The organism is Roseibium sp. (assembly GCF_965229775.1).
In the GTDB taxonomy this organism is placed as follows: Bacteria; Pseudomonadota; Alphaproteobacteria; order Rhizobiales; family Stappiaceae; genus Roseibium.
The window spans coordinates 2,151,025-2,173,228 of the sequence record NZ_OZ245929.1 but is presented as its reverse complement, the minus strand read 5'-3'; the positions used below and the strand labels follow the sequence as shown (position 1 = coordinate 2,173,228).

Below are 22,204 nucleotides of genomic sequence, written 5' to 3'. Positions count from 1 at the left end.
TTTGGTCCCTCCGGAACCATACGCCTCATTCGGCGACGAGCAGGGGAACCGGCGGATTGTTGTCGGACGCAGCTTCCTGCTTGACCAACGGCTCCGAGCCGGGCACCTCATCGTCCCGGTCCGCTTCCGTGTCCGGCGCTTCGGCAGACACCTCTTCTTCTTCCTCCGCAACACCATCATCGCCTGCGTGCGAAGCGGTTTTGCCGTCTTCGCCGGGGTCATCCGGCGCCGGGGCGTCCTGATGCGGCACATCGGCGGGCCGCATGTCCGCAGACATGCGCTTTCGTTCGCGCCCTGCTTCTTCCGCCCAGTCGATCAGACTGGAAAAACACTCCGACAACACCTTGTGCAGGCGCGCGATGTGCCCCTTGTCCGGCTCGAACGGCGGCGATTCATGACGCAGATAAGCGCGTTGAGCGATCAGCAGCGTCAGCCCATGCACGCCGCGTTCCGGCCTGCCGAAGGAGTCGACGATGAAGCCGCCCCTGGTCTGATCGTCGACACCGAGATCAAGACCTTTCAACCCGCTCAGCGTTCCGACAAACAGATTCCGCAGATCGGGATTGCACGAGGCACCGTCGGCGGTGCCGATGCTCAATTCGGGCAGGCCCTTGCCCGTGACACCCTTGATGTGCGAGCGCATCGACTGGCAGTCGACAAGGACGACGGCCCCGTGCCTGCGCATCAGCCGGTCAATCTGCTGCCGCAGCATCTTGTGAAAGGGGGAATGAAACAGCAGAAGGCGCTGTTCGATTTCGGTCGGCCCCGGTTCTTCCCCGTCGTGATAAATCCGCTTTCCGTCCAAGGTGGTGACCGGACACAGGGCGGCCAGGGGATCAGCGGCAGCCGACAGAGGCGTTGCCGGATCCTTGTCGACGTCGACGACATAGCGCGAAATCGACGACCGCAGCACCGTCAGGCCCAGATCCGTGCCGAAGCCGAACAGTTGCTCCAGCCGCCACGACAGATCGGCCTGCAGGCGCCCGGTTGCATTGAACCTGGCGGACACGGGTTTCGGGACGTCCGTGCCGCTGTGAGGCAGGCACAGGATCAGCGGGCTCTGTCCTTCTTCAACCAAAATCATGCTGCAACGCCTAACCGACGACACCAGGTTACCGCCAACTTGAAGAATTTACCTAGCGGAAACAAGACATTTTCTTTGCGACTTCATGACATCTGCCTTGCAGGAAAACGCAGATCCAGCGAGACAGCACGCAAGATCCTTACATCAACCGGCGTTAACATAACCCTATCTGATGTCGTTTTGATGGACTCCCGAGGCGCTTGCTGCCCGCCTCCGAACCCAAGGAAACCGCGTTGCCGCGTGGCTTGCCTCTCTTCGCCTTCACGATCTTGGCCAGCTCCCTTGACCTTTGCGGAGGAGCGGGCAATTTTCTGTCAGCTGCCCTTCCATCGGGTTTCGGCTTGGCGGCCTGTTCCGGCCCGAACCCGCATTTCGCAAAAGGAAACCGAATGCCACTTCGCCACGGCAAAGAATTTCTGATGATTCCCGGACCGACCAACGTTCCGGAAGAAGTGCTCAGGGCAATGCACCGGCCGGCCGTCGACATCTACGAAGGCCCGCTGCTGGAAACGACGGACTATTGTCTGCATAGCCTGAAACGGCTGTTCCGCACCGAGGGCAGAACCTACATCTATGCCGCAAACGGCCACGGTGCATGGGATGCCGCGCTCTGCAACACCCTGAAGCGGGGTGACAAGATTCTTGTCCTGGAATCGGGAAGATTCGCGCTTGGCTGGGGCGAGGCCGCAGAGATCAGCGGTCTGGAGGCGGAAGTCCTGGAAGGGTCCTGGGACCGGAGTGTCGACCCCGCGAGACTGGAGGAGCGGCTCCGGCGGGACACAACCCATGAAATTGCAGCGATCCTGGTGGTCCAGGTCGACACGGCATCCGGTGTCTGGAACGACATCGCGGCCCTCCGGCAAGCCATCGATGCGGCGGGACATCCGGCCCTGTTCATGGTCGATACAATCGCATCCCTCGGCTGCATGCCTTTCGAGATGGATGCCTGGGGCGTGGACATCGCCCTGACCGGCTCGCAAAAGGGTCTCATGTGCCCGCCGGGCCTCTCCTTCGTCGCCGCCGGCCCGAAGGCGGACAAGGCCCATGAAACGGCGGATCTCAGGACCAACTACACCGACTGGACCTTCCGGCAGGGACCGGAGCACTATCAGAAATATTGCGGCACACCGCCGGAACATCTGCTCTACGCCTTTCAGAAGGCGGCAGAGCTGATCTTCGAGGAAGGGCTCGAGAAAGCCTGGCACCGCCACGCCCTTCTGGGTGAAGCAACCCGCAGGGCCGTCGCGCGCTGGTCCGAGGCGGGCGCGGTGAATTTCAACATCAGCGAACCGCACGCCCGTTCCAACAGCGTCACCGTCGTCCGGCTGGAGAACGGGCACGCGGACGCGCTTCGCGACTTCACAAAAACCGTCTGCGGCGTCACGATCGGCGGAACGATCGGGGATCTCTCCGGAAAGGGCGTGCGCATCGCCCATATGGGTCACGTGAACGCGGTCATGCTTCTGGGGACATTGTCGGCCATCGAACTCGGCTTCGAGCGGCTTGCCATTCCCCACGGAAAGGGCGGTGTTCAGGCCGCAATCGACTATCTTGCCGGTGCGATCTAGTCATCCTTTCGAATCTTTAGTTCGCACCAAGCAGGCTGCCCGGTGAGACGAACTTCAATTTCACCGCACTAGGGTCTTTAAACCTTCACCCTTATCCTCTCTACCCGGAAGGACCGCGCTTGCAGCGCGCCGTCCATTCACCGGACTTGAGAACGAATAGCCATGATCATCTTGTTGAACCTCGCCGGCGCTCTCGGACTTTTCCTCTACGGCATGAAAGTCATGAGCGACGGCCTTTCGGAACTTGCCGGACGACGCCTCAGAAGTACCCTCGGAAGACTCACCTCGAACAGGTTCAAAGCCACGTTTACCGGTATTTTCATTACCTGCGTGATCCAATCCTCGTCGGCGACAACGCTCATGGTCGTCAGCTTTGTCAATGCGGGGCTTCTGACGCTGACCGGGGCCATTCCGGTCATCATGGGCGCCAATATCGGCACGACCTTCACCGCCTGGCTCATCGCCCTTCTCGGCTTCGGCGTCTCCATGACGGCGATCGCGATTCCGCTCATGGCGATCGGGTTCGTCCTGTTTTCGATGTCATCGTCACAGGCGCGGAAATGGGGTGCTGTCATCATCGGGTTCAGCATATTGTTCATCGGCCTGGAATTCATGAAAGGCGCCGTTCCCGATCTTCAGAATAATCCGGCCGTATACGAGTTTATCGAACAGGTTTCAGGATACGGTTTCGTTTCGACCTTGCTGTTCCTGCTGATCGGCACGGCGCTCACCGTAGTGCTCCAGTCCTCCAGCGCGACCATGGCCATCACCATTGTTGCAGCCAGTCAGGGATGGCTTCCTTTCGAAGCGGCAACGGCGATCATTCTCGGCGAAAACATCGGAACAACAATCACCGCAAATCTCGCCGCCCTGGTTGCGAACACGAATGCCAAGCGGGCGGCGCTTGCGCATCTGATCGTGAACGTGTTCGGCGTGATCTGGGCGCTGATCCTGCTGCAGCCGCTCGTCTCCCTTGTCGACCACTCGGCCCTGCTGCTGAGCGGCGGCTCTCCGTTGACAAATGCCGCCGCGGTTCCTCTCGGCCTCGCGCTTTTTCACAGCATCTTCAACGTTTTGAATGTTGCGCTGCAGATTGGCTTTGTCGGGCCCCTTGCAGGTCTCGTGACGAAAGCCATACCCGAAAAACCTGATCCGGAGATGGAATTCGCCGTCCCGAAATACCTGACACCGTCATCCATGAGATATCCGGAAACGGCAATCGATGCATTTTTGAAAGAGTCACGCCGCCTCTACAGCAATTCCATTTTCGAAGGTGTTGCCCACGGGCTGTCACTCTCCCGCACGCAGATACAATCAGCCGCGCCCCTGGCAGAGGGAATCGGCAAGGCCGGACAGATACAACCTTATGATACCGGGTCACTTTTCCTGAAGCGGATCGAACCGCTTTTTGAGGAAATGCTCAGCTATTCGTCCAGCATGCTTGCCAACCAGGATCTTTCTGAAGAGCAAAGGGGACAGATCCAGAGGATCCGGGTCGCGGACCGCAGAATGCTGGACATCCTTAAGAACAGCGCCATCCTGAACCGCATTGCGACGCGGGAAACCGACAATCCGAATATCGCATTTCTTCGCGAGATGGATTCAATCCGACTGGTGATCGGGCAATTGTTGCGCTCCCTTTTCGCCCTTTTCGAGCAGGCGCCCGAAACGCGCACCCATGCTGCCTTCAAGGCTCTGCGCAAGGAGGCCGCGCAACTGGACGCGCGGATCTTCGAAGAGGTGGACATGCTGATCCGCCGCCGGGAGATTACGCCGTCCGAAGGCGCCAATTTGATAAATGCAAGCGCCATCTCGAAACACATGTCGCGGGATCTGGTCAAAGTCGCCAGAACGCTTTTCGGCGACTTTCACTCCATTCCGACCTAGCGCGGTGAATTTTAAGTTCGTTCGAAGCCAACTGCAAAGTGAGTCGAACTTCAGATTCAGGTAACTAGCTCAGGGCATCCGCAACAGCAAAGAAGACGCGGGCTATAGCCTGTCCTCGAGGCGCTCGCAGATTGTCTTGAGGACTTCAATACGTGCGTGCCTCTTGTTTTCCGAGGAGACCAGCGTCCAGGGCGCATAGTGGGTCGATGTCCGGTCAACCATGTCACCGGCGGCAATCGCATACTGGTCCCATTTCAGCCGGTTGCGCCAGTCCTCGTCGGTGATCTTGTGCTGCTTGTAGGCCGTGTCTTCCCTGGCCTTGAAGCGCCTGAGCTGCTCGTCTTCCGAGATCGCAAGCCAGAACTTGCAGATGATGTAGCCGAAATCGGTGAGTTCCTGCTCGAACTCGTTGATTTCGTTATAGGCCCGGAGCCAATCGTCATGCCCGGCAAACCCCTCGACCCTTTCGACCAGGACCCGTTCGTACCAGGACCTGTCAAAGAAGGCGAAATGCCCCTTGCGCGGTACGCGCCGCCAGAACCGCCAGAGATAGGGCCGCGCCTTTTCTTCGTCCGACGGGGCTGAAATCGGGTGCACCTTGTAAATGCGCGGGTCAAGCGGCCGGATCACGCGGCGGATCGCACCGCCCTTGCCCGCGGCATCGTTGCCCTGGAACACCAGAACCACGCCGGTCTTCGACATGGACTTGCGATCGGAAAGTTCCGACAGCCGGTCCTGATATTCCCGGCGCTTTTCTTCGTATTCGGGTTTGTCGAGAGACGCCGTGAGATCGATGTTGTCGACGGCGGATTCCTTCTGGATACCACCGACAACCGGCGGGGCCGCGATGGATGCGGCTTCGCCGTCCTCCAGTTTCAGGGTCATGTTGCGGGCAACCGTCTGTGCCAGGGCGGCATCGCGATACTCGGCATCCTGGGACGGGATGACGAACCACGGTGCATATCCCTTGCTCGTCTCCAGCACGATCTTTTCGCCGGCCTCACTTGCCTTCTTGTGGTGCTTGAGCGCCGCCCAGTCCGCGAGCACGTGGCGCGCGCTGTTTTTCTTCTCGATGGTCTTCAGACGCTCCTTTTGAATGTCCTTGGGCAAGTAGAACCAGAATTTCAGGATGAGGATATCCTCCTTGGACAGCATCTCCTCGAACCTGCGAATGCGCACGAGCGCCTTTTCAAAGGCGTCTTCGTCAATTTTCTTGTAGATCAAGTCTCTCAGGACCGCCTGATACCAGCTTCCGAACACGATCGCCGTTTCACCCTTTGCGGGAAGGTCCCTCCAGTAGCGCCAAAGCGGCGGACGCAGCCGGGCTTCGTCGGTGGGCTCTCCATAGGCATTGCAAACGAGGTGACGGGCATCCATCCAGCCATACAGCCGGGCCACCGCCTCGCCCTTGCCGGCGCCATCCAGACCGTCCACCAGGATCAGTGTCGAAAAGGGCTGCTTTTCGATCATCGGCAGTTGCGCTGCAAGAAGCTGTTCCCTGAGTTCGGGCTCCAGCTTCTTGAATTCCTTCTTGGACATCTTTTGCGGCAAGCGGGCAGATTCGAACATCGACGGCTCCTGAAAAAGCGTGCTGAGTGCATCTTGTCCCAGCCGACACCAAAAGACCATGGTGCAGATCAAACTGCGCGAAACCCTGAAAAGACACTTTTTCCTGTTGGTTGTGAGTGGCGGCGCTTATATGAGACTGCGTATGCATGTCCGCAGGTGGTACCGTTGCGGAACCTTGTACGGAATGACATGCGTGCATTGAAATGTTGATTTTCAGTCAGACTGACAGGCGTCCGTGACAGACTTTATAGACCCCGTTCTGACCTTCATTGCCGAAAACCCCGGGCTGGCGGGCCTGATCTGTTTTCTCGCTGCCATGGGAGAAGCGCTTTTCATCATCGGACTGTTCGTGCCGACAACGGTCGTGCTGGTCGGTGCCGGAACGCTGGTCGGACTGGGAAAGCTCGATCCGGTGCCCCTGTTCATCTGGACAACGCTCGGGGCAACGGCAGGCGATGCCATCTCCTACTGGATCGGCTACCGGTTCAAGGACCGGATCAAGAGCATGTGGCCGCTGAACAAGTACGAGCACATGATCGTCAGCGGCGAGAAGTTTTTCGAGCGCCACGGCGGCAAGAGCGTGTTCTTCGGTCGCTTCGTGCCTGGTGTGAAATCCGTGGTCCCCGGAATTGCCGGGATGGCAGGCATGAACTTCACCCGGTTTTCGGTGGTGAACGTCACATCCGCTTTCGCCTGGACGATTGCCCACATGGGCCCTGGCATCATCGCCGGGTCCGCACTCAATGCGATCGGTCAGATCAGCGGGCGGCTTGCCTTCGTTCTCGGGGCGCTGCTGCTGATCATCTTCCTCATCGTGATGCTGGGGCGCTGGCTGATCCTGATCATCCTGCCGCTGTTTCCCAATGCACACGCGGCGATCGTGTCCTGGTTCGCGAAACGGCCGGACCGCCCGTCGCAGTGGATTGCCCGCAATTTCGATCCCGCGCATCCGAGATCGGCAGGCATGCTCGCCTCCGCGCTGCTGCTGTTGATCACCATGCCGGCGTTTTTCTGGATTGTGGGCGAAGTGTCACCGGGCGAACCCATGGTGCGTGCCGACCTGGCAATCCTGAATTTCTTCGACAGCCTGCGCACACAGGCCGGCGACAAGATCATGGTCTTCTTCACAATGCTGGGAGACGGCGTCGTCGTCACGGCAGTGACCGTCGTCGTTGCCGCCTATCTGTTTGGCCGCAAGGCTTGGCGTCGGGGCATCGGCTTCATCATCGCCATGGCCGGAACGGCGATGTTCGTTCCCCTGTTCAAGCTCATCCTGCACCGCTCACGCCCGATCGAACTTTATGCAGGGGCAGATGCGTACAGCTTTCCGAGCGGTCACGCCACGCTGACCGCAGTGCTTTTCGGCATCAGCGCCGTTCTGATCGCGCATGATCTGAACCGCTGGCTCAAGGCAACGGTTTTCACCGTGTCCGCGACCCTGGTCATCACCATCGGTTTTTCGCGGATCTATCTTGGCGCGCACTGGATGTCGGACGTGCTGGCCGGCCTCTTGTTCGGAACGGCGATGGTGTCCGCCTTCGCGTTCGTCTTCGGTCCGATCCACAACGAGAAAATCGGACGGACGACACTCGCCGCCCTTGTCATCACGACCCTGACGGCGTTTGGCGGCTGGCATATCTGGTCGTCGTTCAACCAGGCCCTGGTGACCTATCAGCCGCAGGTTCACAAGGAGATGCTGACGGCGTCGGAGTGGCGCGAGGGAAAATGGCGGTCCCTTCCGGACCGGCGCGTCGAACTCAACGGTGACCGGGAAGAGCCGCTCGTGATCCAGTATGCGGGGCCGCTGGATGCCTTTGCCGCGATCGCGGAGAAAGACGGATGGCAGCGCCCGCCGAAATGGAACCTGACAACCGCGGGTGGTTTCGTCGAGGGACAGACACCGCCGGATTCGCTGCCGATCCTGCCCAGAACCCAGAACGGCAGACAGCCGGATCTTGTCCTCATCCATAAGGACCCGGACGAGGAGAAAGGCGGGCGCTGGGTGCTGCGGCTCTGGCCGAGCCGATATCAGGTTTTCGACGAAGGCAGCCTGCAGCCGTTGTTCCTCGGAAGCGTCGTGCACGAGAACATCCTCAGGCCGATGGGCGAGTTTTCGGGTCCGAGAACCGATCTCTACACACCACCCGATTCCGAAAATCCGGCCTTGCTCATCCCGGGTGCTGCGCAACAGACCCGTGCCGACGGCACCAGGGTCGTCCTGGGCCTTGTCGATCCGAAACGCACGGCCGGAACAGACACCCAGGCTGACGATCCGAAGAAGTAGGCCTCAAAAGGGCTTGCTTTGCAGAGCGTTGTCGGGACGTGGGCAAATCCCCTTCGGGTCGAATCTCCCCTTCACGGCCTCTGACACTGGTGCGAAGCGCAAAAAGGGCTTGAAGTGCAACCAATATATTCATATATTCGAAAATATAAGATCTAAGGGATGAGCCATGACTGAATTCACGCCTCTTCAAAGCCTGTCAGGTGGCATCCTGATCGGATTTGCCGCCGTTGCGCTGATGGCAACGCTCGGGCGCATCGCCGGCATCAGCGGTGTGGTCAACGGACTTCTGACGCTCCGGCTGAACCAGGACTGGGCATGGCGCGCCGCCTTCGTCGCCGGAATGGTACTCAGTCCCCTGGTCTTTCTCGGGCTGACGGGACACCTTCCTGACATCAGCATCCCGTCGTCGCCCGCGCTTCTCATAGCCGGCGGCTTTCTCATCGGAGCCGGCGTGACCTTCGGCTCCGGTTGCACCAGCGGGCACGGCGTGTGCGGCATGTCGCGCCTCTCCATCCGATCGATCGCCGCCACGCTCACGTTCATGGCAACGGCCGGCGGCACCGTTTTCCTGATCCGACACGTGATTGGAGTATGATATGCTCAAAGTCCTTTCCGCATTTGCCATCGGCCTCGTTTTCGGCACCGGAATTCTGGTGTCGGGGATGGGCAACCCTGCCAAGGTCCTGAATTTCTTCGACGTTGCCGGCACCTGGGACCCGAGCCTGGCGTTCGTCATGGGCGGTGCGCTCCTGGTCACCGCTGTCGGCTACCGTCTGGTTTTCCGGATGCACGACCCCCTCTTCGCAACAGGGTTTTCCCTGCCGACTAGGCAGGATCTCGACATGAAACTCATCGGTGGATCAGCGGTCTTCGGCATCGGCTGGGGCATGAGCGGTTTCTGCCCGGGAGGGCTTGTGCCGGTGCTTGGGCTGGGCATGGCCGGGCCGCTCTTGACCGCTGCCGCCATTGCCGCCGGGATGCTCGCAGCCAGGTGGACAACCCGGATCGTTGCCGGACAACAGCCTGCCGGAGCCTGACACTCCATGCGCTCAACTGCTTACAGGGAGATCGACATGCCCCGTTCCAATTACCCTGTCGACATGGACACAAAGCCTGACGTGAAGGCCTTTTTCGATGCCGCGACAAACACGATCAGCTACGTCGTCAAAGATCCGACGTCAAACGCCTGCGCAATCGTCGACAGCGTCATGGATATCGACTACGCCGCCGGGCGGATCACCTACGATCACGCAGACGAAATGATCGCCTATGTCGAGGCCAACAAGCTCGACCTGGAATGGCTCATCGAAACCCATGTCCATGCCGACCATCTTTCCGGTGCGCCCTATATCCAGCAACGCCTCGGGGGCAAACTGGGCATTGGCGACAAGATCACGGTCGTTCAGGAAACCTTCGGCAAGGTCTTCAACGAGGGCACGGAGTTCCAGCGCGACGGCAGTCAGTTCGACCGGCTGTTCCAGGACGGCGACACTTACCGGATCGGAAACATGACGGCATTTGCCATGGCAACGCCCGGGCATACACCCGCCTGCATGGTGCATGTGATGGGCAACGCCGCATTCGCCGGCGACACGCTCTTCATGCCCGACGGCGGTTCGGCCCGCGCCGACTTCCCCGGCGGGGATGCGGCCGAGCTTTACGATTCCATCCAGAAGGTTCTGGCGCTGCCGGACGATCTGCGCCTGTTCATGTGCCACGACTACGGCCCCAACGGGCGCGATATCCAGTGGGAGACCACCGTCGGCGACGAAAAGGCCCACAACATTCACGTCGGCGGCGGCAAGACCCGGGAAGAATTCGTGAAGTTCCGCACCGAGCGCGACGCTCAGCTGGACATGCCAAAGCTGATCATTCCCTCGCTGCAGGTCAACATGCGTGCCGGCAAGCTGCCGCCGGCAGACGAAACCGGCAAGACGTTTCTGAAAGTGCCGGTCAACGCGCTCTAGGGACTACTGGTTCCAGGCTGTCGGTAACGGCAGCAGGCACCCGGCCGGCATCCGGCGACCATCCGAACTGAACAACCACGCCCCAACCGGCCGTGGCGGGACGCCACTGTGTCCTGCCCGGCACCCCGCTTGTCTCCATCAAGGCCCGTCAATGATCCGGCTCACGCGCTATCTGCCCATTTTCGATTGGGGCAAGTCCTACACGAGAGAAACGGCGACACGTGATCTGGTGGCAGCGCTGATCGTCACGATCATGCTGATCCCGCAATCGCTCGCCTATGCGCTGCTGGCGGGTCTGCCGCCGGAGGTCGGTCTCTATGCCTCGATCCTGCCACTGGTTGCCTACGCGCTGTTCGGCTCCAGCCGGGTTCTTGCCGTTGGGCCCGTCGCCGTGGTGTCGCTCATGACCGCTTCCGCGGTCGGCGAGTTCGCGCAGCAGGGCACACCCGAATATCTCGGCGCTGCGATCGTGCTGGCGTTCCTCTCCGGCCTCATGCTGATCGCCATGGGCCTTCTGCGCCTCGGTTTCCTGGCCAATCTCCTGAGTCACCCGGTGATTTCCGGGTTCATTACCGCCTCGGGTCTCCTGATCGCCGCAAGCCAGCTGAAACATGTGCTCGGCGTCCCGGCACACGGCCACACGCTCACCGAAATCCTGCTGTCGCTCGCCCAGCACCTGGACGCCGTCAACTGGATCACGTTTTTCATCGGCGCAACCGTGACAGCCTTTCTCTTCTGGGTGCGCAAAGGGTTGAAATCCACGCAGCTCGGCCTCGGACTGGCCCCGTTCCTGTCCGACATCCTGACCAAGGCGGGTCCCGTGGCCGCGGTTGTTGCCACAACGGTTCTTTCGAACGCCCTGCACCTGAGCGACCGCGGTGTGCGCGTCGTCGGCGATATTCCCTCCGGATTGCCGGTTCCGCAGTTGCCCGGTTTCGACAGCAAGCTCTGGCTGGCGCTCGCCGGCCCTGCGCTGCTGATTTCCGTCATCGGTTTCGTGGAATCGGTTTCCGTGGCGCAGACGCTTGCCGCGAAGAAACGTCAGAGGATCGAACCCGACCAGGAACTGATCGGACTGGGCTCGGCGAACATCGCCTCGGCCTTGTCCGGAGGCTATCCGGTGACCGGCGGTTTCGCGCGCTCGGTCGTCAATTTCGATGCCGGGGCGGCGACACCGGCCGCAGGTGCCTTCACAGCGGCCGGAATTGCGTTTGCCACCCTCCTGTTGACGCCGCTGCTGGCTCATTTGCCGCAGGCGACGCTCGCGGCAACCATTATCGTCGCGGTTCTCGCCCTGGTCGACTTCGGCGCCGTCAAGCGAACGTTCCACTATTCGAAAAGCGACTTTTCAGCCATGGCGGCCACGATAGCCGTCACGCTGCTCTTCGGCGTGGAGCCCGGCGTGATCTCCGGTGTGGCCCTGTCCATTGCCCTTCATCTTTACCGGAGCAGCCGTCCGCACATGGCCATCGTCGGCATCGTCCCCGGATCAGAGCACTTCCGCAATGTTGACCGGCACAAGGTCGTGACCGGTGAGACGGTGTTGACTGTCAGGGTCGACGAGAGCCTCTTTTTCGCCAATTCACGCTATCTCGAAGACCGGATCTATGCCCTCGTTGCAGAACGCCCCGAGGTCGACCACGTGATCCTGATGTGCTCGGCCATCAACGCGATCGACGCAAGCGCGCTCGAAAGCCTTGAGGAAATTAATCACCGGCTCTTTGACGCAGGCGTCACATTCCATCTCTCGGAGGTCAAGGGACCCGTGATGGACCGTTTGAACCGGTCGGATTTCCCGGATCAGCTGACAGGGCACGTTTTTCTGAGCCAGTATGACGCCCTGCGCACGCTCGATCCGCCGGCTGTGCAAAAGGCTGGCGCGCGCACGCCGGCAAGGCGCGCCGGCGCGCCCGGTTGACCCGGTTCGGTGAACGAGGTGCCGGCGCTTATTCGTCCGTCGCTTTCAGGACCGGTGTGATCTTCTCGCAAAAACGGAAATGAACCGGAGGGCGCTCGCCTTCCTGCACCATGAGACCGCCGGTTCCCCTCGGCTGAACCGTGACCAGCTCGATCGATTCCGCGCCGTTGTTCAAGAGACAGTTGATTGCCGCGCGTTGCGTGTCCCTGCCCCCGAGTTCGGCCCCATAGACCTGACAGATGCGGTCCGGCATTTCCCAGAGGCCGCGATAAATGGCAAGCGCACTGCCCGGCGCACTGCGGTCTATGCTCGGCGGCGGGCAATCACCCGGATCCCTGACCCAGATGCCTTGTGCGAAATCGGCAAACCGAAGTTCGAGGGTCCGCCCCTGGAGCAGGGGTGCGGATCTCGGCACCTGAACCTTCAGGTCTCCCTTGGCGGCAAAACCGGCTGTCGATGGCAAAGCAAGCAGTGCAGAGAGCAGAACTCCCTGCCAAATCAGATTAAAGCGCATTCCCCCTCCTGGCCTGGCAACTGCAGCATAACGACACGGCCTGAATCCTGAAACAGTCAAATTGGGACCGCTACGGAAGTTTCCAAATGACGGCTCTTGCAATATGTGAACAAAGATGGAACAAACTCCATATGACACAGGAAACGCATCCCGCTGCCGGACGCCTGAGACTGGACAACCCCCTGGTCGATGGCCGCCAGTCGGAAACGGCACTCAAGGTCTGGCGCGGCACCGCGCGGCTGATGCGCCAGCTTGATTTTTCCTGCCTGGCGGAAGTCACGCTTGCGTCCGCACGGCGCGCCGACCTGCTGGCGATTGGCCCGAAACACGAGCTCTGGATCGTCGAGGTGAAATCCTCGATTGCCGACTTTCGCGCCGACACCAAGTGGCCCGACTACCGGCAACATTGCGACCGCCTGTTTTTCGCGACCCACCCCGATGTGCCCCTCGAAATTTTTCCCGAGGATACCGGCCTGATTGTTTCCGACGGGTTCGGTGCGGAAATCCTGAGGGACGCGCCGGAACACAAGCTCGCCGCGGCGACGCGCAAGTCGGTGACCCATCGCTTTGCCCGCCATGCGGCCAACCGGCTGCACGATCTCTCCGATCCGGACGGAAAGCGCTTTTTCGAGGGTCTGTGATCCCACCCCAGGCTGGGCCGGAGATGCCGCGATCCGTTGCGGAACTCGTGCGTAGAAAGAGCATCGCAACCCACTTTCAAGCGGATTAGCCTTGGGCACAGCTGTACAGGTCGTCTGGTTCAAAAAGGATCTTCGCGTGCAGGATCACGCTGCGCTCAAACGCGCCAGCCTGCGCGGCGATCCCGTTGTTCCGCTCTACGTCTTCGAACCGGACTTCTGGCAGCTGCCGGATGCATCAGCCCGGCATTTCGCTTTCCTGCTTGAGTGCCTTCAGGATCTCAGGCGGGAGCTGGCCCGGCTCGGCCAGGCCCTGATCATTCGAACCGGAGACGTCACCGGCGTTCTCGAAGAGCTCTCCAGCACGCATCCGATCGCGGGTCTGTGGTCTCACGAGGAAACGGGGAATGCCTGGACGTTCGCACGCGACAAGCGTGTTGCCGGCTGGTGCCGGTCGAAGGGGGTCGCCTGGACCGAATGCCGGCAGACCGGTGTCCTGCGCGGCTTGAGAAGCCGCGACGGCTGGGCCCAAAAGTGGGACGGGTTCATGGCCGAGGCGACGGTCGAACCGCCCCATCTGGAGCCGCTTCCGGGGATCGATCCCGGTCATGCGCCCGGCCTTCAGGAGCTTGGACTTGCCGACGTGCCCTGCCCGGAACGCCAGCAGGGCGGCCGGTCCCATGCGCTCTCCACGCTGGAGAGCTTCCTGTTTTCACGCGGCAAGACCTACCGCGCCGCCATGGCAACGCCCGTGCGCGCGTTCGATTCATGTTCAAGACTGTCGCCGCACCTGACCTTTGGCACGGTCTCGATGCGCGAAACCGCACAGGCGGCCTGGGCGCGGCAGCGCGAGCTGAAGCAAAGCACCTTTGCCGGCCGCACGACCTGGCAGGGCGCCATGCGGTCGTTCTCGGGCCGTCTTCACTGGCATTGCCATTTCATGCAGAAGCTGGAAGACGAGACGCGGCTGGAGCACCAGAACCTGCACAGCACCTATGACGGCCTGCGGCCGTCCATGCCGGACGAAGCGAGGCTCAACGCCTGGCAGGCGGGCGAAACCGGCCTGCCATTCGTCGACGCATGCATGCGCTGCCTAGCGGCGACCGGCTGGATGAATTTCCGCATGCGGGCGATGCTGATCGCAGTTTCCAGCTATCACCTCTGGCTGGACTGGCGGGCGCCCGGGGAACATCTGGCGCGGCTGTTCACGGATTACGAGCCCGGCATTCACTGGCCCCAGGTGCAAATGCAATCCGGCACCACCGGCATCAACACGATCCGCATCTACAATCCGGTCAAACAGGGACTGGACCAGGATCCGGACGGCACGTTCGTGCGCCGCTGGGTGCCGGAACTTGCAGGCGTCGACGGCCAGCTTGTTCATCAGCCCTGGAAGGCGGACGGGGCCGGAAAGATTCTCGGTAAGACCTACCCGTTTCCGGTCGTCGATCACCTGAGTGCAGCGAAGGAAGCGCGCGAGAAGGTCTGGGCCATCAGGAAAGGGCAGGCGTTTCGCGGCAAGGCGGCGGACATTCAGCAAAAGCACGGCAGCCGGAAAAGCGGCATACCCATGCGCGGCCAGGAGCGCGCCAGGCGCCGCACGCGCGCGACGAGTTCACCGGAGCAGGCTGACCTGTTCGAAAGTTCCTCATGAAGATGCGCAGGAAATCCGACCTGCCCAGGAAGACCTGCCCCGCCTGCGGACGGCCGTTCACATGGCGGAAGAAGTGGGAACAGTCCTGGGACGAGGTACGCTACTGCTCGCAAAAATGCCGGCGTCAGAAAGCGCAGCAGAAGCCACCCGCGGCTTGAAGGGGATGAATGCATGGACCTCGGCCCCGAATACATCCTCATCCTGAGGAGCGCCGAAGGTCCGTCTCGAAGGATGGGCGGCAAACTCGCAGGGCGGGGCCCATCCTTCGAGACAGCGCTGCGCGCTTCCTCAGGATGAGGTTTTCACGCTCGAAGGTCATCCTGATCCGGTGCCACTCGATGAGGTTTCCGATCCGAGCGCAAACGGAATGGATTGCAGGGTCAAGCCCTGCAATGACCACCGGTGGCAGAGGTGTCCAATGCTGAAAAGCCACGCCGGTCATGCCATGGCTCGACCATGGCATCCATGCCGATCCAGCGCTGCTCGATGAGGTTTCCGATCCGGGACCGAACGGAATGGGTCGCCAGATCAAGCCCTGCAATGACGGAGTGGGCTGAAATGACGGCAATGAAAAATTGACCCTGTCGGCACCCCCGGTGTCGTCCCGGTTTGCCGCGCGAGCGGCAAGACCGGGAACCAGTACTCCCCTTGGTTCGTGATTGTCACAAGAAGGCGAAACAGGTGGTTACTGGGTTCCGGCCTTCCGCTTTGCTTCAGCCGGAATGACAAGCTCATTGACTGCGGACCGGCGCACAGAAGCGGCAAGGATTGCAGGGACAGGCCCTGCAATGACGGATCGGACCAGGATGATACCTGACCTCAGACGAACAGGTTGACGAGGCTTTCCAGATATTCCTGGCGGCCGGATCTGGGTTGCGGTTCCAGGTCGGTGCCGTGGACGCGGTCCGCGAGAGCCTCGAGCGACGAGCCACCGTTCAGGATTTCCGCGTTTTCCGGCTTTTTCCAGCCCTGGTAGCGATCATCCACGAAGCCTTTCAGCCGGCCGTCCTCGATCATGGCCGCCGCCGCCTTCAGGCCGCGTGCAATGGCATCGGCCGAACCGACATGGGCCTGGATCAGGTCAACCGGGTCGAGGGACTGGCGGCGCAGCTTGGCGTCAAAATTGGTTCCGCCGGTGGTAAATCCGCCGTCCATCAGGATCTCGTAGTAGGCAAGTGCCAGTTCGGGCACATTCATGCCGAAATGATCCGTGTCCCAGCCGCACTGGTAGTCGTTCCGGTTCATGTCGACGGACCCCAGGATGCCGAGGGAGCGTGCCATGTGCAGTTCATGCTCGAAGGAATGACCGGCCAGAATCGCATGACCCTGCTCGATGTTCATCTTGACCTCGTTTTCGAGGCCATAGGCCTTGAGGAAGCCGAACACGGTGGCAACGTCGTAGTCATACTGGTGCTTGCTGGGTTCCTGCGGCTTGGGTTCGATCAGGATGGTGCCGGTGAAGCCGATCTTGTGCTTGTATTCCACGACCATGTTGAGGAACCGGCCGAGCTGGTCGAGTTCCTGCTTCACATTGGTGTTGAGCAGTGTTTCGTAGCCCTCGCGGCCGCCCCAGAGCACGTAGTTCTGTCCCTTCAGGCGGTAAGTGACATCCATGGCGTTCTTCACCTGGGCAGCCGCATAGGCAAAGACATCTGGGTCCGGGTTGGTCGCGGCGCCGCCCATGAAGCGGCGGTTGGAGAACATGTTCGCCGTTCCCCACAAAAGCCCGATGCCGGTGTCGGCCATCTTTGATTCGAAGATGTCGGCAATGGCGTTCACGTTGGCGTTGCTTTCCGCCAGCGTCGCGCCTTCCGGTGCAATGTCGCGGTCGTGAAAAGTGAAAAACGGCATTCCGAGGATCTGGAACATCTCGAAGGCGACATCCGCCTTGAACCGGGCCTGCTCCATCGGGTCGCCGCCCGGCGCCATCCACGGACGCATGAAGGTTTCCCCGCCGAACGGGTCGCCGCCCGGCCAGCAGAAATTATGCCAGTAGCAAACGGCCAGGCGCAGATGATCTTCCATCCGCTTGCCAAGAACGACTTCGTCCTTGTTGTAGTGCCGGTAGGTCAGCGGATCGCGGCTGTCTGGTCCGGAATATTGAATTGGCTGCAGATCGCCAAAGAACCCAGTGCTCATATCTTGCTCCTCAGAAGCCGGCTTGCTTGAATGCCGGATAAAGTTTGCGCCAATGGCCGTAGGCCTCGGCGTAGTGTTCAGTAAGGGACGGAACCGGATCGATGCTTGTCTGAAGCGCCGGTTTGCCGAAGACCCCGTCCGTTGATCCGAGCGCGGCGGCCTGCCCGAGGCGCGCGGCCCCCAGCGAGGCGCCGAAATCGCCGTCCACCGGAACATCAACGGTTACGTTCAAGAGGCTGGCGATGATCTCCAGCCAGGTGTGCGAGCGCGAGCCGCCACCCACCGCGAGAACCCGGTCAATCCGGGTGCCCGCGACGCTCAGCGCTTCCAGGCAGTCCTTCAGCGCGAAGGCGACCCCGTCGAGGACGGCATGGGTCAAAACGGCATCATCGGTTTCGTGCGAGATGCCGGCGAAACCGGCGCGGATATCGACGTCGTTGTGCGGCGTGCGCTCGCCGCCGAGATAGGGCAGGAACGACACCGACGCGGGACCGGCGACGCGCCCGAGTGCCTGCGTCAGTTCTCCAGGCGATTTCTTCAGGATCCCCGCCAGCCAGTTGAGACTGTCTGTTGCCGACAGGATGACGCCCATCTGGTGCCAGGTCTGCGGCACGGCGTGGCAGAAAGCATGCACCGCACCCCCAACATTCGGTGAAAACCGGTCATTGGTCACGAAGAGGACACCCGAGGTTCCAAGCGAGACGAAGGCGGATCCGGGATCGACCGCGCCGACACCGCAGGCCGACGCCGCGTTGTCACCGCCACCGCCTGCAACGACCGGCGGCGTGTCAAATCCCCAGCGCACACAGAGATCCGGTTTGAGCGTTCCGGAGCTTTCGGAGCCCTCCACGAGCCGGGGCATCTTGCTGCGGTCGAGGCCGGTTGCGGCAAGCAGGTCGTCACTCCAGTCTCGCCGCGCCACATCCAGCCACAATGTTCCGGCGCTGTCGGACATGTCACCTGCATACTCGCCGGTCAGCTTGAAGCGCACGTAGTCCTTGGGAAGCAGGACCATGTCCGTCTTGGCGAATATCTCGGGCTCGTTTTCGCGCACCCATTGCAGCTTGGGGGCGGTGAAGCCGGGCATCACCAGATTGCCGCCCAGCGTCTGAAACTTCGGTTCACTGCGCGTGAGTTCCTCGCATTGCCGGCCGGAGCGGCCGTCATTCCAAAGGATGCAGGGGCGCAACGGCCGGCCGCCGCCATCGAGCAGCGTTGCACCGTGCATGTGACCGGAGAGGCCGATGCCCCTGACGCCAGCGAGCGCCTTCGGGGCTTCGGCCTTCAGGGCGTCGAGCACGATTTCACAGGCGCGCCACCAGCTGTCGGGATCCTGTTCGGACCAGCCGGGATGCGGCCGCTCCACCGTGAGATCAGAGGTCGCCGAGGCGATCAGGGATTGATCCTCACCAAGCAGGATGGCTTTGACGGAACTTGTGCCGATATCGAGACCGATAAACATGAGGTGCGTTCCTCAGAATTCGCTCAAAGGAAAGCCGGTCCCCGTCATGGGGTCACGGCTCCAAAATGCATGAATGCAACCGGCCTGCGCACATTCCAGCGCAGGCCGGTCCGGTTTAGCTTGCTGCCTCTTCTTCCACAAGTGCGCCCGGGCCCGGTGTTGCTCCGGGAGGACACTTGCCGAGGATGATCATGCCAAGAACGTCATCGTCGGTCACGTCCGTGGTTTTCGCGCTGCCGACCAACTGACCGTTCTTCATCACCGCCAGGCGGTCGCAGAGCGCGAAAACGTCATGGATGTCGTGGCTGATCAGAAAGATGCCGAGCCCCTGCTTTTTCAGTTCCTCGATCAGTTCGGCCACCATTTGCGTCTCGTGCACGCCGAGCGCAGCGGTCGGTTCGTCCATGATCAGGATCTTGGCGTTGAAGTAGACCGCACGCGCGATGGCAACCGACTGGCGCTGACCGCCGGAGAGAGCCTTCACCGGAGCGTGGAACTTCTTGAAGTTGGGGTTGAGCTTGCCCATGATCTTGCGGGTTTCCGCTTCCATGGCATCGTCATCCACGAACCCGAGCGGTGTCGTCAGCTCACGACCGAGAAAGAGGTTCGACGCGGCATCGAGATTGTCCGCCAGAGCGAGCGTCTGGTAGATCGTTTCGATGTTGTAGGAGCGTGCGTCCCTCGGCGAGTGAATATGCGCTTCTTCGCCATTGATCAGGATCTGGCCGCTGTCGGCCTTGTAGGCCCCGGAGAGGATCTTGATCAGGGTCGACTTGCCGGCACCGTTGTGGCCCAGAAGTCCGACAACTTCACCGGGGAACAGATCCACCGTCACATGATCGACGGCGTGCACCCCGCCAAAGGAAATGCACATGTCCTTCATTTCTACGAGAGGTGTTGCCATGTCTTACTCTCCCGTGCGCTTGCGGTAGATGATATCGACCAGGACGGCCACGACCAAAACCACGCCGACCACAATGTTCTGCAGCGGGGCGTCGACACCGACCATCGCCATGCCGGATTGCAGGGACTGCATGATCAATGCGCCCAGGATTGCGCCGTAGATCGTGCCGACGCCGCCGGCGAGCGCGGTCCCGCCAATCACGGCCGCCGCGATGACTCGCAGTTCGTCCAGTGTCCCGATGTCATTTGTCGAGAACCCGAGACGGGCGGAGGCAACGGCCCCGGCAAGCGCACACAGGCCGCCCATGATCGCGAAGATCTTGACCGTCAGGAACCGCGTGTTGATGCCGGACAGCTCTGCCGCGTCCGGATTGCCGCCCGTTGCGAAAATGTAGCGCCCGAGACGCGTGCGGCGCGCAACCACCGTCATGGCAACCGCCACAAGGATCAGCAACACCACCGAGTAGGGAATGCCGTAGCCGACCTCAAGCCCTTCCGGCATCGTTTCGCCAACCGCCTCAAACATCCGTTTCAGCCGTGCAGCCGGAATGTGATAGGCGTTCAGGATCGCCACAAAGCCGAGAATGGCGACCGTCGTGATTGCTCCCAGAGCAAGCTCGGCCCAGACCGGCTTGACCGGAAAGCCGTGGGAGGCGCGGCGGCGGCGCGAGGCGACCTGAAGCCACAGCACGATACCGACCGCAAGAAGACCGAAGATCCACGACGCGGTTTCGCCCATGGTGCCACCGATGCCCCCGAGCATGGTGAAGGTCTCGTTCAGCGGGCCGATCGTTTGGCCGGAGGTAATGAACCAGGCCACGTTTCTCCACACCAGGAGACCGCCCAGCGTGACGATGAAAGCCGGAATGCCGAGATAGCCGATCATCCAGCCCTGGAAGGCGCCGATCGCGACACCAACACAGATCCCGGCGATCAGTGCAAGAACCCAGATCGCCGGATGACCCAGCCCCAGCACATCGGGATGTGCAAGAAGATCCGTCTGCACCACCGCCATGACAGCGGCAACGGTCGCCAGAAGGGAACCGACGGACAGATCGATGTGACGGGTCACGATGACAAACACCATTCCTGTCGCCATGATCGCGACGGAGACGGTCTGGATCGTCAGATTGAAGATATTGCGCGGCGTCAGAAAGCGGCCGTCTGTGAACACGTTAAAGACGAGGCACAGGACAACAAACGCGCCGATCATGCCCAAAAGACGCGTGTCGAGCTGCAACGCGGCAAACAAGTTTCGGGCCGCCGGGCGGTTCGAGCCGGGCAGAGCGGTGTCGGACATCAGGGTAACTCCTGCTTGGAGACCATTTCGCAAGTGTGCCGGGTGGTCTGCCCGCGGTGCCTTGATGCACCCGTTTTATTGCGGCCCCGATCTTACGTCCGGGGCCGCGCATTCGGCAAGTCTATCAGTTACAGGGAGCCGGTCCGCCGGACACGCCCTGGCACAGATCGTCCTTGGAGATCCAGCCCGCATCGACAACCGCGCTCAGGTTGTCCTTGGTGATCGGCAGCGGCGCCAGGAACTTGGCAGTCAGTTCCGTGCCACCCGGCGACGTCCAGCTGCCGGCACCGTCCACGGCCGACATTTCCGAACCGCCGGCAAGCGCGACGGCGATCTCGCCGGCAGCCTTGCCGAGCTCACGCGCGTCTTTCCAGACGGACACGGTCTGCGTGCCCTTGGCAACGCGGTTCAGGGCCGCGTGATCGCCGTCCTGACCGGAGACCGGAATGCCTTCCATGCCCTGTGCGGTCAGCGCAGCGACAACGCCGCCGGCAGTGCCGTCATTGGAGGCGACCACGGCATCGACGTTGTTGTCGTTGGCCGTCAGGATCTGCTCCATGTTGCGCTGTGCGTTCGCCGGCAGCCAGCCATCGGTGTAGGCCTCGCCGACAATCTTGATGTCGCCGGAATCAAGCGCTGCCTGAAGGACTTCCTGCTGACCGCCACGGAGGAAGTCCGCGTTCGGATCGGTCGGGGAACCCTTGATCATGACGTAGTTGCCCTTCGGCTGAGCCGCGAGAACGGCTGCGGCCTGCATGCGGCCGACCTCGACGTTGTCGAAAGTCAGGTAGAAGGCGCGCGCGTCATCGATCAGGCGGTCGTAGCCGACGACCGGGATGCCTTCATCCGCAGCGGCCTGGACAGCCGGACCGATCGCCTGTGCGTCCTGCGCCAGGATGATCAGGGCCGTTGCACCCTGGGCGATCAGAGCTTCGACGTCGGACAGCTGCTTCGCGGAAGAGCTCTGCGCGTCAGCAGAGATGTACTTCGCGCCGGCCGCTTCCAGAGCGCCCTTGATGGCTGCTTCGTCGGTCTTCCAGCGTTCTTCCTGGAAATTCGACCAGCTGACACCAACAACAATGTCGTCTGCCTGGGCGGCGGTCAGAGCGGTCGCGGACAGCAGAGCGCCCGCCAGCAAAGTGGTAGTTTTACGCATTGCGATGTTTCCTCCAGTTGGCGCGGCCTGCGTGTCAGCCGAACCGAAAAATGCACTTTGTCAGTCGGCACTTTGTTGCAGTGCCGCAAAAGGGACAGCCATGTTGTTATTTTTTTTGGTGTCCGAAAAAAAGTTGCAGGAAAGCGTCGCTCCTGTCAACA

At 61.3% G+C, this 22,204-nt stretch carries 18 protein-coding genes; 10 read left to right on the top strand and 8 right to left on the bottom strand.

The window, feature by feature from the left end; genetic code table 11:
- Nucleotides 1–25: 25 nt before the first annotated feature.
- Entirely contained in the window at nt 26–1,084 is a 1,059-nt protein-coding gene (locus ACO07N_RS09895) for an N-formylglutamate amidohydrolase (RefSeq protein ID WP_421980855.1), read from the bottom strand.
- 389 nt (nt 1,085–1,473) lie between these two features.
- Here ACO07N_RS09895 and ACO07N_RS09890 point away from each other — a divergent pair, with 389 nt between their 5' ends.
- Together ACO07N_RS09890 and ACO07N_RS09885 are read left to right on the top strand one after the other, a co-directional pair.
- Complete coding sequence (locus tag ACO07N_RS09890) at nt 1,474–2,652, top strand: pyridoxal-phosphate-dependent aminotransferase family protein (protein ID WP_421980854.1); 1,179 nt, start codon at nt 1,474–1,476, stop codon at nt 2,650–2,652.
- A 162-nt stretch (nt 2,653–2,814) separates the two neighbouring features.
- Entirely contained in the window at nt 2,815–4,539 is a 1,725-nt protein-coding gene (locus tag ACO07N_RS09885) for a Na/Pi cotransporter family protein (protein WP_421980853.1), read from the top strand.
- A 102-nt stretch (nt 4,540–4,641) separates the two neighbouring features.
- Here ACO07N_RS09885 and pap read toward each other — a convergent pair whose 3' ends face one another.
- Nucleotides 4,642–6,108, bottom strand: coding sequence for a polyphosphate:AMP phosphotransferase (gene pap, locus ACO07N_RS09880; protein WP_421980852.1), 1,467 nt, complete (start codon nt 6,106–6,108; stop codon nt 4,642–4,644).
- 235 nt (nt 6,109–6,343) lie between these two features.
- On the opposite strand from pap, the gene ACO07N_RS09875 reads away from it, so the two are divergent.
- From ACO07N_RS09875 to ACO07N_RS09855, 5 genes are all read left to right on the top strand, one after another.
- On the top strand, nt 6,344–8,392 hold the full coding sequence (locus tag ACO07N_RS09875) for a VTT domain-containing protein (protein WP_421980851.1): 2,049 nt from the start codon (nt 6,344–6,346) through the stop codon (nt 8,390–8,392).
- A 166-nt stretch (nt 8,393–8,558) separates the two neighbouring features.
- Complete coding sequence (locus ACO07N_RS09870; RefSeq protein ID WP_421980850.1) at nt 8,559–8,987, top strand: YeeE/YedE family protein; 429 nt, start codon at nt 8,559–8,561, stop codon at nt 8,985–8,987.
- A gap of 1 nt (nt 8,988) precedes the next feature.
- Complete coding sequence (locus tag ACO07N_RS09865; RefSeq protein WP_421980849.1) at nt 8,989–9,429, top strand: DUF6691 family protein; 441 nt, start codon at nt 8,989–8,991, stop codon at nt 9,427–9,429.
- Nucleotides 9,430–9,465: 36 nt separating this feature from the next.
- A complete protein-coding gene (locus ACO07N_RS09860; protein WP_421980848.1) occupies nt 9,466–10,359 on the top strand; it encodes an MBL fold metallo-hydrolase in 894 nt (297 codons plus the stop codon).
- A 151-nt stretch (nt 10,360–10,510) separates the two neighbouring features.
- Nucleotides 10,511–12,277, top strand: coding sequence for a SulP family inorganic anion transporter (locus ACO07N_RS09855; protein WP_421980847.1), 1,767 nt, complete (start codon nt 10,511–10,513; stop codon nt 12,275–12,277).
- Between the two features lie 28 nt (nt 12,278–12,305).
- Here the strand turns inward: ACO07N_RS09855 and ACO07N_RS09850 are convergent, their stop codons facing one another.
- The gene (locus tag ACO07N_RS09850) at nt 12,306–12,791 is read right to left on the bottom strand and encodes a hypothetical protein (RefSeq protein ID WP_421980846.1); all 486 of its coding nucleotides are present in this window, start codon (nt 12,789–12,791) and stop codon (nt 12,306–12,308) included.
- Nucleotides 12,792–12,922: 131 nt separating this feature from the next.
- Here ACO07N_RS09850 and ACO07N_RS09845 point away from each other — a divergent pair, with 131 nt between their 5' ends.
- The 3 genes from ACO07N_RS09845 (at nt 12,923) to ACO07N_RS09835 (ending at nt 15,241) form a co-directional block, all read left to right on the top strand.
- Nucleotides 12,923–13,432: an MmcB family DNA repair protein gene (locus ACO07N_RS09845; protein WP_421980845.1), complete on the top strand. Its 510-nt coding sequence runs from the start codon at nt 12,923–12,925 to the stop codon at nt 13,430–13,432.
- 91 nt (nt 13,433–13,523) lie between these two features.
- Nucleotides 13,524–15,083: an FAD-binding domain-containing protein gene (locus ACO07N_RS09840; protein WP_421980844.1), complete on the top strand. Its 1,560-nt coding sequence runs from the start codon at nt 13,524–13,526 to the stop codon at nt 15,081–15,083.
- 2 nt (nt 15,084–15,085) lie between these two features.
- On the top strand, nt 15,086–15,241 hold the full coding sequence (locus ACO07N_RS09835) for a DUF2256 domain-containing protein (RefSeq protein WP_421984409.1): 156 nt from the start codon (nt 15,086–15,088) through the stop codon (nt 15,239–15,241).
- A gap of 661 nt (nt 15,242–15,902) precedes the next feature.
- Here the strand turns inward: ACO07N_RS09835 and xylA are convergent.
- From xylA to xylF, 5 genes are all read right to left on the bottom strand, one after another.
- A complete protein-coding gene (xylA, locus tag ACO07N_RS09830; RefSeq protein WP_421980843.1) occupies nt 15,903–17,222 on the bottom strand; it encodes a xylose isomerase in 1,320 nt (439 codons plus the stop codon).
- A gap of 10 nt (nt 17,223–17,232) precedes the next feature.
- The gene (gene xylB / locus ACO07N_RS09825; RefSeq protein WP_421980842.1) at nt 17,233–18,684 is read right to left on the bottom strand and encodes a xylulokinase; all 1,452 of its coding nucleotides are present in this window, start codon (nt 18,682–18,684) and stop codon (nt 17,233–17,235) included.
- Between the two features lie 115 nt (nt 18,685–18,799).
- Nucleotides 18,800–19,567, bottom strand: a complete 768-nt coding sequence (locus ACO07N_RS09820; RefSeq protein ID WP_421984408.1) for an ATP-binding cassette domain-containing protein — start codon at nt 19,565–19,567, stop codon at nt 18,800–18,802.
- Nucleotides 19,568–19,591: 24 nt separating this feature from the next.
- A complete protein-coding gene (locus ACO07N_RS09815) occupies nt 19,592–20,887 on the bottom strand; it encodes a sugar ABC transporter permease (RefSeq protein ID WP_421980841.1) in 1,296 nt (431 codons plus the stop codon).
- Nucleotides 20,888–21,011: 124 nt separating this feature from the next.
- A complete protein-coding gene (gene xylF, locus ACO07N_RS09810) occupies nt 21,012–22,043 on the bottom strand; it encodes a D-xylose ABC transporter substrate-binding protein (RefSeq protein ID WP_421980840.1) in 1,032 nt (343 codons plus the stop codon).
- Nucleotides 22,044–22,204 lie beyond the last annotated feature (161 nt).